General features: G+C 44.8%; 13 protein-coding genes. 6 read left to right on the plus strand and 7 right to left on the minus strand.

Annotated elements, in window-relative coordinates:
• Window positions 1-94: 94 nt before the first annotated feature.
• Window positions 95-535 carry a hypothetical protein gene (locus L5L91_RS02020; RefSeq protein WP_263163301.1) on the plus strand — a complete coding sequence of 147 codons (441 nt, stop codon included), beginning with the start codon at window positions 95-97 and terminating at the stop codon, window positions 533-535.
• A gap of 634 nt (window positions 536-1,169) precedes the next feature.
• Here L5L91_RS02020 and phoU read toward each other — a convergent pair.
• From phoU to L5L91_RS02040, 4 genes are all read right to left on the minus strand, one after another.
• Window positions 1,170-1,880, minus strand: a complete 711-nt coding sequence (gene phoU, locus L5L91_RS02025) for a phosphate signaling complex protein PhoU (protein WP_028760530.1) — start codon at window positions 1,878-1,880, stop codon at window positions 1,170-1,172.
• A gap of 70 nt (window positions 1,881-1,950) precedes the next feature.
• The gene (pstB, locus tag L5L91_RS02030) at window positions 1,951-2,769 is read right to left on the minus strand and encodes a phosphate ABC transporter ATP-binding protein PstB (RefSeq protein ID WP_028760531.1); all 819 of its coding nucleotides are present in this window, start codon (window positions 2,767-2,769) and stop codon (window positions 1,951-1,953) included.
• Window positions 2,770-2,802: 33 nt separating this feature from the next.
• The gene (gene pstA / locus L5L91_RS02035) at window positions 2,803-4,461 is read right to left on the minus strand and encodes a phosphate ABC transporter permease PstA (RefSeq protein ID WP_028760532.1); all 1,659 of its coding nucleotides are present in this window, start codon (window positions 4,459-4,461) and stop codon (window positions 2,803-2,805) included.
• A gap of 59 nt (window positions 4,462-4,520) precedes the next feature.
• A complete protein-coding gene (locus L5L91_RS02040) occupies window positions 4,521-6,779 on the minus strand; it encodes an ABC transporter permease subunit (protein ID WP_263235564.1) in 2,259 nt (752 codons plus the stop codon).
• Window positions 6,780-6,979: 200 nt separating this feature from the next.
• Between L5L91_RS02040 and L5L91_RS02045 the strand changes: the two genes are divergently transcribed.
• From L5L91_RS02045 to L5L91_RS02055, 3 genes are all read left to right on the plus strand, one after another.
• Entirely contained in the window at window positions 6,980-7,480 is a 501-nt protein-coding gene (locus L5L91_RS02045; protein WP_028760534.1) for a glycine cleavage system protein R, read from the plus strand.
• A 460-nt stretch (window positions 7,481-7,940) separates the two neighbouring features.
• Complete coding sequence (locus L5L91_RS02050) at window positions 7,941-8,594, plus strand: DedA family protein (protein ID WP_263235565.1); 654 nt, start codon at window positions 7,941-7,943, stop codon at window positions 8,592-8,594.
• A gap of 173 nt (window positions 8,595-8,767) precedes the next feature.
• A complete protein-coding gene (locus tag L5L91_RS02055; protein ID WP_105249677.1) occupies window positions 8,768-9,589 on the plus strand; it encodes a DUF2797 domain-containing protein in 822 nt (273 codons plus the stop codon).
• Window positions 9,590-9,837: 248 nt separating this feature from the next.
• Here L5L91_RS02055 and L5L91_RS02060 read toward each other — a convergent pair whose 3' ends face one another.
• On the minus strand, window positions 9,838-10,521 hold the full coding sequence (locus L5L91_RS02060; RefSeq protein ID WP_131525695.1) for a DUF4136 domain-containing protein: 684 nt from the start codon (window positions 10,519-10,521) through the stop codon (window positions 9,838-9,840).
• Between the two features lie 401 nt (window positions 10,522-10,922).
• Here L5L91_RS02060 and L5L91_RS02065 point away from each other — a divergent pair, with 401 nt between their 5' ends.
• Complete coding sequence (locus tag L5L91_RS02065) at window positions 10,923-11,516, plus strand: LysE family translocator (protein ID WP_173497129.1); 594 nt, start codon at window positions 10,923-10,925, stop codon at window positions 11,514-11,516.
• Between the two features lie 26 nt (window positions 11,517-11,542).
• Entirely contained in the window at window positions 11,543-12,097 is a 555-nt protein-coding gene (locus L5L91_RS02070) for a DUF1415 domain-containing protein (protein WP_028760539.1), read from the plus strand.
• Window positions 12,098-12,326: 229 nt separating this feature from the next.
• Here L5L91_RS02070 and L5L91_RS02075 read toward each other — a convergent pair whose 3' ends face one another.
• Together L5L91_RS02075 and L5L91_RS02080 are read right to left on the minus strand one after the other, a co-directional pair.
• The gene (locus L5L91_RS02075; protein ID WP_263235567.1) at window positions 12,327-12,854 is read right to left on the minus strand and encodes a DUF4303 domain-containing protein; all 528 of its coding nucleotides are present in this window, start codon (window positions 12,852-12,854) and stop codon (window positions 12,327-12,329) included.
• 122 nt (window positions 12,855-12,976) lie between these two features.
• Window positions 12,977-13,450: an NTF2 fold immunity protein gene (locus L5L91_RS02080; RefSeq protein WP_168823102.1), complete on the minus strand. Its 474-nt coding sequence runs from the start codon at window positions 13,448-13,450 to the stop codon at window positions 12,977-12,979.
• Window positions 13,451-13,459 lie beyond the last annotated feature (9 nt).

Below are 13,459 nucleotides of genomic sequence, written 5' to 3' on the forward strand. Positions count from 1 at the left end.
ACTCGGACTTGGTAAAGCAGTCACCTTTTTTGTTCCCAAAAAGCCGCCAACTTCACCAAGCTAGTGTTTTAGGCGTTATAAGCCATAGGAAGGTATGGAGTTTTTAATTAAGCCTCATGATGGAATTGGGCCCATCAAACTTGGAATGTCTAGAAAACAAGTCAAAGTGCTATTCGCTGCTTTTTTTACTTTGTCCGATGGGGCTAGCGATTTCTATTTTGATAGTTGCCTTCAAATTGAATTTGAAAACGATTTAGTAGACTTTATCGGTGTATCTCAAAACGATAATTACCAACTTATGTTTGGTGGTATCGACGCATTTGATGTTGAAGGTATAACTTTGTTTAATGCAATTTCCGCTAATGAATCGGAGAGTCACTCGTTTAATGAGTCGGAGTATATTTTCCCTGAACAAATAGTTACTCTCTGGGACATGGACGAACAATACGATAACCTTGGCGATCACAAACGTAAAGTTTGGGCACAGGTTGGTATTGGTACTAAGTCCTACCTTAAAGTGGCAAATGGCTTATAACAAGTCGCTTAAAATGGACGCAAAACAGTTGGCTTGCGCTAATTTTAGCAAACAATTTAGCACCCGTTAGCGAGGCGTTATCCATAGAAATTTTAATCCGGAACTGACGAGTTCGAGTTAAGGCTTTAACTCAAAAATGTCCAAAAGTGTGTTGCGTATGTCTTTTAAATCTACAGATTACACGAATGCACAAAAGGTGAGCCATGGTGATTAGCGAGACGACCGTCCGCCCCATGGACGTGGCGGTCGAGCATCCAAGGACGGACTTGAACAACATCCCTATTTAACAGCCAGTTCGCCGTCCATGGCTCTCGTTCATAAGCTCAGAAACCCTAGGTTTCTATTCACCGTGTCGGTGAGTAAGTACCATGGCAAGCCTATATGTGTGGATACCAGCCAACGCCTAGCAACTAAAATGACAGTTCACTCAGCTATACTCGCCTGCAGAATTTTCCAATGCGTTTTTACCAAATCGAATTGACTCATCATTGCTATTAGTACTGTCAAATCAGTCTATAAAAGCAGTCGGCATTTATAAAGCCGCATTTAAAAGCCCTAAAAGCAAAACGCTCCACAGAGACTGCGGAGCGTTGTATTCAGCGAATGGCATTACAATAGCAGACTAATACTTGTGTTAGCCTTTCATGTCCTTTTCCATATCTTCGTAGGAAGTATGACGAACGTCTTTGCCTTTCACGTAGTAGATGATGTATTCACAGATATTTTTACAGCGGTCACCGACACGCTCAACTGCGCGTGCAGCCCATAATACGTCGAGTATGTCTGGGATTGAACGCGGATCTTCCATCATATAGGTCATTAACTGGCGAATAATGCCTTCATATTCACGGTCAAGCTTAGCATCTTCTTTATGCAGCTCTAACGCAGTATCGGCATCCATACGGGCCAAGGCATCTAAAGTCGCATGCAACATCCGAGTCGCATGACGCCCCATATTTTCAATGCTAACTAACAAAGGCTGCTGATTATTCAAACGTTTATCTAATGCAGCTTTTGCAATCCGCACACAGGCATCACCAATACGCTCAAGATCGGCGATGGTTTTTGAAATAGCGATAATCAAGCGTAAATCACTGGCCGCAGGTTGACGCTTGGCAATAATACGCGTGCATTCTTCGTCAATGGAGACTTCCATCGCATTGACCTTATGATCGCCTGCAATCACCCGCTGAGCTAACTCGGCATCGAGGGCACTTAAGGCATCAATCGCTTGCTCTAGCTGACGTTCAACCAAGCCACCCATGGCGAGCACTCGATTACGGATATCATCCAGCTCAGCGGTGAACTGACCCGAAATGTGCTTACTTAAATTCATGTTTTCCATTGCGTTCCAACCTGTTACTTAACTGTTGACCCATACCAAGCCGTGGTGGCCTTATCCGATACTCAAGCGATTAACCGTAACGTCCTGTGATGTAATCTTCAGTCTTACGTTTTTTCGGCGTAGTGAAAATTGTATTAGTATCAGCATATTCAACTAATTCACCCATATACATAAAGGCCGTTTGATCCGATACCCGCGCCGCCTGTTGCATGTTGTGAGTCACGATAACCACAGTGTATTTCGTCTTAAGCTCAGTGATTAACTCTTCAATCGTCAGCGTCGAAATCGGATCGAGTGCCGATGTGGGTTCGTCGAGTAATAGCACTTCTGGCTCAATTGCTATCGCACGGGCAATCACCAGACGTTGCTGTTGACCGCCAGACAAACCAAAGGCGTTATCGTGCAATCTGTCTTTCACTTCGTCCCAAATCGCCGCGCCGCGCAATGAACGCTCAGCCGCTTCGTCGAGTTCACGACGGTTATTCAGCCCTTGCAATCTCAAGCCATAAACAACGTTTTCGTAAATCGACTTAGGGAAAGGATTTGGGCGTTGGAACACCATACCGACATTACGGCGCAGAGCCGCGACGTCGATTTTCTTGTCGTAAATATTCTGGCCGTGCAGCAAGATCTCGCCGCCAATATGACAATTATCAACTAAGTCATTCATGCGGTTAATACAGCGCAATAGTGTCGATTTACCACAACCACTGGGGCCGATAAAGGCAGTGACTTGCTTCTTGGGGATCTTCATCGATACATTAAACAGCGCTTGCTTATCGCCATAGCGCAAATCTAAGTTACGGATCTCCAGCGCGGTGTCGTTCTGGCTTAAGTTAGCTAAATCAAAGTTATTGGTTTTCATTGCTGTCGAATCTATAGAAATCATATTTAGTCCTAATACTTTCAGGATAATCGCTGATTAGTGCTCAAGCGAACGATATTTTTCACGTAAGTGGTTACGCACGCTAATGGCCGTCAAGTTGAGTGCCACAATCACAGACACCAGCAAGAAAGAGGTCGCATACACCAGAGGACGTGCCGCTTCAACGTTAGGACTCTGGAAGCCCACATCATATATATGGAACCCTAAGTGCATGAACTTACGTTCTAAATGCACAAACGGGAAGTTAAAGTCCAGTGGTAATGTTGGCGCTAATTTAACGACACCTACCAACATCAGCGGTGCCACTTCACCGGCAGCACGAGCGACCGCTAAAATCAAACCCGTCATGATCGCTGGGCTCGCCATCGGGATCACAATCCGCCACAGGGTTTCAGCCTTAGTCGCGCCCAGTGCCAAACTACCTTGACGCACCGCGCTTGGAATACGACTTAACCCTTCTTCAGTCGACACAATAACCACTGGCAGCGTCAAAATCGCGAGGGTTAATGCAGACCAAATCACCCCTGGCGAACCAAAGGTAGGAGCAGGCAAAGCTTCAGCGTAAAACAATTGGTCGATGGAACCGCCCATCATGTACACGAAGAAACCTAAACCGAATACACCATACACAATCGAGGGCACACCCGCTAAGTTGATTACCGCAATACGGATCATCTTAGTAATAGGGCCTTTCTTAGCATATTCATGTAGATAAACCGCCGCGACCACGCCAAATGGCGTCACGATAACCGCCATCAACATCACCATAAATACAGTGCCGAAAATCGCGGGGAACACGCCCCCCTCAGTGTTGGCTTCACGCGGATCGTCACTCATAAAGCGTCCAATACCGACAAACCACTTACCAATTTTTCCTATGAGTCCTAAGTGATTCACATAGGTCACATCGAGAACGGTATCAAGCTTCAGTTCAACTTCTTCGCCACGCATATCTCGGACGATAACCGAGTCACGCGCCGCATCATCACGCAGGGCAAATAACGCTTTTTCAAGCACTAAGTAATCTTCTTGCAGTTGAGCTCTCTTGGCGACCAACTCAGCTTTAATACTGTCGGTCAGTTCCCCATCCAGCTCGAAACGACGCTCCTGCAAACGCAATTTTTCAATGGCGTAGTTAATCGAGCCAATATCTTGCTTCTGCAAATCAACCGCTTTATCCGATAAGGCAACAGCGCGTTCGATATGCTCCATTAAGGAAGATTCAATCGCATCATTCACTAAATCAAGACGCTTGCCATTTTCAATCACGGCTATCGGATAACCGTAGAAGTTACCGTTTTTAGCCCGCTCGATCAGTGCGACCTCGCTTGGCACAGAACGACTAACAATGTCCGTACCTAATATCCAGCGGAAATCCAAACCCACAAATTCACGGTTACCGGTTTTCACTAAGTAACGGGTCACAAACTCGCCCGGATGTTGCTTAAACACATGGCCAGCAGCAATCAAACGCTCAGTCGGTACTTCTTCCCTATCGTAAACCTCACCAATTAAGGTCGAACGTACACCCGTGTTATCTTCAAGCTCCCACTGGTAAACGGTTGCAGGCCAAAAGTAACTTAAGCCACGCCATGCGATTAACAATAATAAGCCTAAGACGGCAATCAAACTGATGCTCACAGCACCGCCCGTCATCCATATCCATGGCGAGCCTGATTTTACCCACTTACCCATTGCACAAACCTCTCAAGGTCACTGGCGAAATAGTATTTAATGTCATTGTCTTATCCCCGTTACAGCGAGCTATAGCGTTCACGTAGACGCTGTCTCACCACTTCTGCAATGGTGTTAAAGAAGAATGTAAAGATGAATAGTACGAACGCAGCAAGGAAGAGCACACGATAATGCGAGCTACCGATAGCCGATTCAGGCATTTCAACCGCAATGTTTGCCGCCAAGGTTCGCATCCCTTCGAACACGCTCCATTCCATGATGGCGGTGTTACCGGTGGCCATCAGTACGATCATGGTCTCGCCAACGGCGCGGCCAAGGCCCATCATAATGGCCGAGAAAATTCCCGGACTGGCGGTTAACAACACCACGCGTGTCAATGTCTGCCAAGGCGTCGCACCTAAGGCTAAGCTGCCGTTAGATAAATGACGTGGTACAGAGAAAATGGCATCTTCAGCGATGGAGAAAATCGTTGGGATCACCGCAAAGCCCATGGCAATACCGACCACCAGCGCGTTACGTTGGTCGAAGGTGATCCCCAGTTCGTTAGTGATGAATTGACGGGTATTACCATCAAACAGCGCCACTTCGATGATTGGGCTGACCGCAAAAGAGAACCACCCCACGAAACAGACCACAGGGATCAACATCAGCTCTTGGTACACTTCGGGTAAACGTTGTTTCCACTTACCCGGCAACCTGCTCCAGCCATAGGCAGACGTGAGTATCGAGGTCGGCAATAAGATCAGTAGAATTAAAATGCCGGGGAGATGCTCTTCAATCAGTGGCGCTAACCACAGACCCGCCAAGAAGCCTAAAATCACCGTTGGTAATGCTTCCATGATTTCAATGGTCGGTTTCACGAAACCGCGCACCTTAGGCGACATAAAGTAAGCCGTGTAAATCGCACCAGCAACGGATAAAGGCACGGCAAATAACATGGCATAAAATGCCGCTTTCATTGTGCCGTAGGCCAATGGCATTAAGCTCAACTTAGCTTCAAAATCATCAGAACCTGAGGTCGATTGCCATACATATTGTGGCTCTGGATAACCTTCATACCACACCTTGTCCCACATGGCGCTCCATGACACTTCTGGGTGGGAGTTTTCCACACTGAAGATATGCAGCTTTTTGTCCGCCTCAACGACTATGCCGTTTGAGCGTGGGGTAAAGCCCATTTTACCGGGATTTTTAAGGTCAAACTTTGCATCAAACAGTTCACGATGACTCGTGGTATAGAGTAGTGTTAGCTCACCCTCAGGGCTCACTGTCGCGAAACTCTTACGATAAAACTCAGAGGTAATCGAGCTGATGGGCGGTAAGTCATCAAACTGACGAATCTCTTGATATAAACGCCCTTTTTCACCATTAACTTGGAAGTACTGCGCCACAATACCTGTGTCATAACTGACCAGTAATGAACTCGCTCCCGCCAGCAAAGCCACGTTATTGACTTGTGCCTTAGCACGTTCAACATCAATCACCTGCAGCAGATCTAAGCTGTCAGTATCACGGATGTCGTACACGAAAATTTTATTGCCAGTTTGCAACATCAATTGACGTTGATCGGGCGTCATCAGCTCGTGGGAGACTTTCTTCGGCGCATCTTGAATTTGTGACGTCGTAGAAACCCACTCCACTTCTTCAGTCATCATGTTCTCTTGCCCTTCGAGACGAGTGAGGCGCCAAACACCACTTTCATCTTGATAAGCAAAACTCATTTTGTCTGAGCTATAAGTGAAGGTCAGCTTATGAATCGCGCTGCCCGTCTCATCGACTGTTATGGGGGTTTCACCTGCGGGATAACGCAGTTTAGGTGTGATTAAACGTTTGTTATTGGGGTACGTTAAACCAAACTCTAGGCCCGCCACTAAGACCTGACCATTACTTAATCCCAGCGCAAAACGTTGTTCGCTCGGTACAGCAACGGCGGCGCTGGTGACTGTAACACCCGCTGGTAACGTCGGGGTAAAGCTAGAAAGTAAGCTACCGTCGGCAACAGTATAGAAGTCCACTTGACCATGAACGCTCACACGGTACATCACCTCATTTTGCTCTTCAGCACCCACCATTAAGGTCGGCACATCCGCGTGTTGATAACTCACACTCTTAACGGGTATGACATCAGCACTGTCGAAAATGGGTTTAATCACATACAACAGATAAAAGAAGATCAACAATAAGGCGACAAATACCATAGTGCCGCCGATAGTGACGCTGATTTGCGCCGCTTTATCCTTAAATGCCCTGCGATTCGAGCGTCCGCCTTTAAGCATACTGTGCGATGCAGAACCAGGTTGAGTGACCTGACTTTCCATTAAGAACCTCTATTATTAATAGCTAGCGAGTTTTTTCGCTAGGATTTGCCGAGTGCTATGCTTACACTGTTTGAACGTAAACTGAGCAATAACAACATCCTTTATTCTAAGTGCGTTGGATTATATGACGCAAAGATGACAGTTGTGTTACACCCCATTTTAAAACAGGTGCCTTTTACAAAAAATAGGAGTCAGTCACTATGCTACGATACTTAATCACACTACAAGCACCTGATAGAAAAGGATTAGTAGAACAAATCGCCCATGCTGTGAGTCGTCATGGCGGCAACTGGCTCGACTCAGAATTACGCCATATTGACGGTGTCTTTGCCGCGATATTGTTACTCGAAGTGCCGTCACTGCGCATGGATGAGCTCATTGAGGCCCTAGAATGCATCGATAGCCTGTCCCTCACCTACTCCAAAACCTCGGTCGCCCTTAAGCCCATCAAACGCTTAAGTTACAACCTAGTGGCCTATGACAGACCCGGACTTGTGCTCGATATATCCAATAAAATCAATGCAATTGGCATCAATATCGAGCAGTTTAGTAGTCAATATGAAACCGCAGGCCACACAGGTATAGCTTTGTTTCGGGCAACCATTGGCCTTGGACTCACAGATCTAGCCCAAGAAGATCAATTAGTTGAATCCCTCTATGCTCTTGGGGATGATCTCGTGCTCGATAGATTAAGCCGTTAATGCCATTAACTTTTACGGCAAGCTAACACTTAGCACACCAATACATTTAGAGAGTGCACTCGCAATGGCACTTTCAAACAGCACTTTAAGAGCGCTTAAAAGAATGTTTAAAAACCGATATTCGCGGCAAGGTGTTCAAATTAAGTTAAGCCAGTGCAATCAATACTGGATAGTTGGAATGCGCATAGGAATCTGGCAAGTGGGTTTGTAAGTTGATGCCATCATTCGAAATTTATTAACCCTATAATAATGCTTAATATTTTTACTATAAAAAGCCCACAAAACCCGATTACTGAATCATAAACACACTAACACCAACAAAATTTAATGTTGTAACTGCCTTTCGATTCATGCTCCCTTGGTAGAATAACCCACGAAACACCATAGCTCAGGTTCAAAATTGCCGCTTTCGAGCTTTTCCATCTTTATGTTTTATCAATTATTTTAGGGAGTAGTACGTATGGAGCAGTTATACGAACTGGCCCAAGCCATGATACACAATGATCTGGCGGTTTTAGCCAATCCTAAAATCGCCCTCATGGTCAGCGCATTAATTTGTGGCTTTTTAGTGTTAGAAAATGGCTTTATTCCCACCGCATTTTTACCCGGAGATAGCCTACTCTTTCTCACTGGAGTGCTGATTTATCAAGATATTCTTCATATCGGTATTATGCCGTTATTGGTTCTAGCAACCTTTACAGGTACAGCTATAGGTTATTTACAGGGTCGATTTTTAGGGCATACCCAAATTTACCAAAAACTGCTGTCGAATATTGATATCAAACATCAGGAAAAAGCGACCCACCTAATTGATAACTATGGAGTGATAACCCTGCTACTCGCACGTTATATTCCTTTTGTTCGTACCGTTTACCCCTATATTTTAGGTGCAACGGGTATTTCTTCCCGTCGTTTTTTACTCATTAACTTCATCAGCTCAATGGTGTGGATTTTTTCCGTTGTTGGTTTTGGGTATCTCATTAGCCATACCCAATTAGCAACAAAATACCAAACACAATTTATGAGCGTAATCATTTACTTACCAGTAGTCTTGCTTACTTTCGGTATTATTGCCTTAGTGTACAAATGGTTAAATAAAACAAAAGAGGTTTAGGTGCACTCAGTCAATCGACTCACTTATCGACTTACTTATCGAAAAATCCTATCTAAACTGGCTTGGATAATCTTGTATACTGACGGTCACGCAATGACGATATAACGAAAGCGTGCACTAGAACGCATGATGAGCGACTAAGCTGCACCAGAACGCAACACATTAGGATGACCATGTTAGGAACGCTAAAAAAGATGCGCGTGCAGTTAGATGACGCGCAACAAGTGCAATATCAACTCGTTGTTGGTGATGAGTTACTCCCGCTCAATCCATTGATAGGCAAGCAATTAACTTTGACCCACACGGGCAATATCTTCTGCTGCAACTGCGGTAAAAAGAGCAAGAAGAGTTACTCGCAGGGCCATTGTTTTGTCTGTATGCAAAAGCTGGCGAGTTGCGATATGTGCATCATGAAGCCGGAAACTTGTCATTACGACCAAGGCACTTGCCGCGAACCAGAGTGGGCCCAGAGCCACTGTTTTGTGCCGCATTATGTATATCTGTCGAATACTTCGGGCGTTAAAGTCGGCATTACCCGCCACACTCAACTGCCCACCCGTTGGATTGACCAAGGTGCTACCCAAGGTTTACCGATTTTTAAAGTCTCAACAAGACAGCTCTCAGGCTTAGTCGAAGTAGAATTGGCAAAACTGGTTAATGATAAAACCCATTGGCAAGCCATGTTAAAAGGCCATGCCGACGATATTGATTTAAATGCTAAGGCTGCGGAACTGATCCCACAAATTGAGGCTAAGTTGCACGAAATCGGCATGCAAAAAGGCGATTACAGTATCGAGCGTTTGCACGAAACGATTCAGCCAATTCATTATCCAATTGACACCTTTCCGAAGAAGATCACTTCGCACAATTTCGATAAAGATGTAGTCGTCAGCGGAATTTTGCAGGGGATCAAGGGGCAGTATTTGATGTTTGATACGGGCGTGATTAACATTCGTAAGTTTTCATCCTACGAGATCACAGTCGAGCACGACTGAAACAATCTGAAATCAAAATGGAACTTCCCTCCATTAAAATGAAAAAGCGCGGCAGTTTTCACTGTCGCGCCCTTTATTGAGATGGCTGTCACTAAAGTACCATGTCCCACAGTTCAAAAATGGGAGCTAGCACTACAAACATGGGACCAAGACACCTCAATTAAGCACTAATCCCGTTTATCTGGCGAATGCTCCAACCAAAATACTGACTCAATTCACTTAGAACTGAACTAAAGCTCAAACACTGACTAAAGAGCCACATTAACCGACGGCATATTGGCCAACATACTGGCAATGAGACTGTCGAAATTTTCGGTTAGCTCATCCATCTTTTTAATGTTACCAAAACCTTGGGCAAGCACTCGCCAAATTGGCTCATCAACGCCCTGTATTTTAGTGGGTTTAAAGAGCGCTATCACCACGGTACCTTTGTCATACTTTTGGGTATTCACACCGTCGGTTGACAGCCCAGCGACTAACCCTGTCACTGCCAAAATTTGTTCATCGCTCATTTCAGTTCCCATAGCGACGCCAAAGCCAACCTGAAAATCCGCCAGTAGTGGATCTTCGACCCAGCGATATCCCTTACTCTGCAAAGTTTGCTTTAATACGGCTTGCATGTGTTGCAACACTGGCTGCGGATCTAAGCGTTTATCTGTGATGATTTTTTGAAATTTAGGATGCCAAGTGAATGTCATTGCCGTTGACGGTAATTCACTGAGATCGCCAGACATTACGATTGTGGTTCGCAAAGGCTGCGCCGCGTTATCCGTCACAGTTACGCACCCAGTAAGACCTAAAACGCTGCTAAAAAGCAGTATTAACACTCTCAAATACCGACTTAACACTCGGTCGGGAACCCAGCAAGGAACTCGACTGAACTGTCGATTTAGCACTCCACTTAGCTCACTATGTAATGATGGATTCATCATGCCCTGTTACCTCAATCTATAAAATGCTGTCTAAGGATAGTTGCTATTACTAAAACTGAAAGCTGATATCCATCATAGTGTTAAATCAGCATATTCCAATATATCTTGATATTCGTACTAACACAGAAAACCATCAAACTGCGCTAGCCCTATTCTCACCGTCATTAATCCCATCGAGGCATGTACATATTTTGTTATTCTTTTTAGTTTATAAACTCGCTATGTCGTATAGGCGCGGCAACATTTAATCGCTAGAATGCCTCGCCTGCGTTGCAATCAAATGTCGCAATTATAAATAATAGCAACACAGTATTGCGTACCGTCCGATGAGTAAATCGCAGGCTCAATGCGGCAAATAATCACAATGCCATAAAACTAAAATAAAAGGTGTGGATCTATCTATGGAGTTAATACTCGCTATCGCGTTGTTTGCCTTTTCATCTGGGATCACCCCAGGGCCTAACAATATTATGCTGATGACCTCAGGGGTAAACTTTGGCGTAAAACGCAGTATTCCGCATCTTATGGGAATAAGCCTTGGCTTCCCGACCATGATCCTCGCGATAGGTTTGGGCTTAAGCGCCCTATTCCAAAGCTATCCTATCATCCATCAAGTGATTAAAGTCGTCGGCATAGGTTACCTTTTGTATCTGTCTTGGTTGATTGCCAACAGCAGTAGCAAGATGGAAGGTAAAGCCATTGCTAAACCCTTCAGTTTTATCCAAGCCGCGGCCTTTCAATGGGTCAACCCTAAGGGCTGGATCATGGCCGTGGGCGCGATTGCGACGTTCACGTCAGTACAGCAGGATTTGACCCCGCAGGTCATCACTATTGCAACGGTATTTTTGTGCATCGCATTTCCCTGCGCTATCGTCTGGCTAGGCTTTGGCGTAGCCCTTAAACGCATTTTGAAAAATGAGCGCCAACAGAAGATTTTTAATATCAGCATGGCGCTCTTGCTTGTGGCGTCTATCATCCCTATGATCGCCCCCTAATTTTTAAGCACGAGCAAACGACCGCCATGAACGAAATTGACATGATCACTCAACAAACCGACGACTGGGTGAAAAAAGTGATCATGAAATACAATATTTGCCCCTTTGCCAGACAAGAAGTCGAGCGCGGCAGTATTCGGTATCTGGTGGTGGAACAAACTAAAGTCAAACTCGTACTCAAGGCATTGATCGAAGAATGCCAATACCTCGACGCCCACCCCGAAGCCGAAACCACACTGTTTATTCTACCCCGTGGTTTTGAGGGGTTTTATGCTTATCTCGACCTCATCGACATGGCAACCGATACGCTTATCGAACACGAGTACGAAGGCACTTACCAACTCGCCACCTTTCACCCAGACTATTGTTTCGATGGTGAACCACAGGACGGGGCAGCCAACTTCACCAACCGCGCGCCCTACCCAACCCTGCACATCATCCGCGAAGCCAGCATGGAGTTAGCCCTTGCTAACTACAACGATCCCGAAACCATCCCAGAACGTAACATCGCTTTTTGCGAACGCAAAGGCAGCGACTTTTTCGTCAAACTGTTAGCAGAGTGCATGGGGAAATCCTCATAACAGCCCAAATACGGCAGCTTTAATGAAATTGCGGCCCTTATCACTGAAGCGGATGAAGCCCTTTTCGATGATAACGTCAATATCCAGCCAACCTATGTTGAGCTAATTAAAGCGATGATTGTTAACCATGTAGGGCTTGAGCAAGGCAACAAGATAATCGAGCAATTGGAAATCAGGGCCTACTAATTAACGTGGATGTTAATGATTTTAAAGTGTTTAAAATCAATTTTTATAAAAATCTATCAGCCAGCATATCAGCAACATCTTCATCATGGTCGATACTAAAGGCCATAAAACCATCGGTTTTAGGAATCGCTTGATAGACTTCAGTTTGGGTAAACTGCACTAGGCATTCGTTAAACACTGCGCGTATTTGCCGCACTATCTCCTCCCACTCACTAAAGTCATCCTCGGGTAAGCTCTGTTGAATCGTCTGCAACTCATCCTCTGAAAGCACATAACATGTACTAAAACATTGATACTCCCAGTCACCTGTATTGAATTTAAGTTCTTGGATGGCCTCAGGGCTTTGGTATGACGCAGCCCATTCCCCAGACTGGTAATAGGTCAATCGCTGCTGAAAATCTGCCTCGGTATTAAAACAAAGATTTAATTCTGCGTATTCGGCATGGGTGTCAAAAGCAAAGGCATAAAAGGTTTTATCTGGATGAGCTAATAAAAATTGCTCAACCTCAACCGTTGTAAACCGCAATATCTCGGCTTTGATTCGAGCAATAAGAGCATTATCTAATGGCATAAAAATGTTCCATTTACACAATATTTTTTGTGCCTCAGTGCGTCACTTAAATTAAACCGACGTTACTAAACTCAATGCTTTAGTCATTTTTTACTGACGTCAAGCATTGAGATTAAGCTGAATTAAAGGATTTGTACGCTCCATTTCTCATTGCCATAGCGACGATTTTTATAGCTATCGATACGCCATTCATCGGCTTTTTTAAGAGCAATAAACAAATACTCATCTTCGAAGTTAGTGTTGGTTTTAATATAGATTTCGGCTCTGCTTTTATTTTTTAAAGTAATTTGCACTTCAAGAGGATGATCGCAACCATTAAATTTTGAAGGAAACCCGAAGGAATTACGCACTTTTCCGCCGTAAACACGGGGCTTATCGGTGCAAAAATCGTCAAATAACGGCGCTATTTGCTCATTCAGTAAAGCAAACCAATCGGTTTGCTTCGCATAATGGAATTCAGCCACTGGCAATTCCTGCCGTAGCTTATCTTCTTCGGCAGTTCTTTCGGTATAGAGGGTATTTTCGATACTGTTCCAGCGTGTACAAAAAGATAACACCCTCTCTGTTAAATATGCTTTTAATTCAATCTCATCCATTTAAATCAT

Source organism: Shewanella sp. SM55 (genome assembly GCF_025654025.1).
In the GTDB taxonomy this organism is placed as follows: domain Bacteria; phylum Pseudomonadota; class Gammaproteobacteria; order Enterobacterales; family Shewanellaceae; genus Shewanella; species Shewanella oncorhynchi.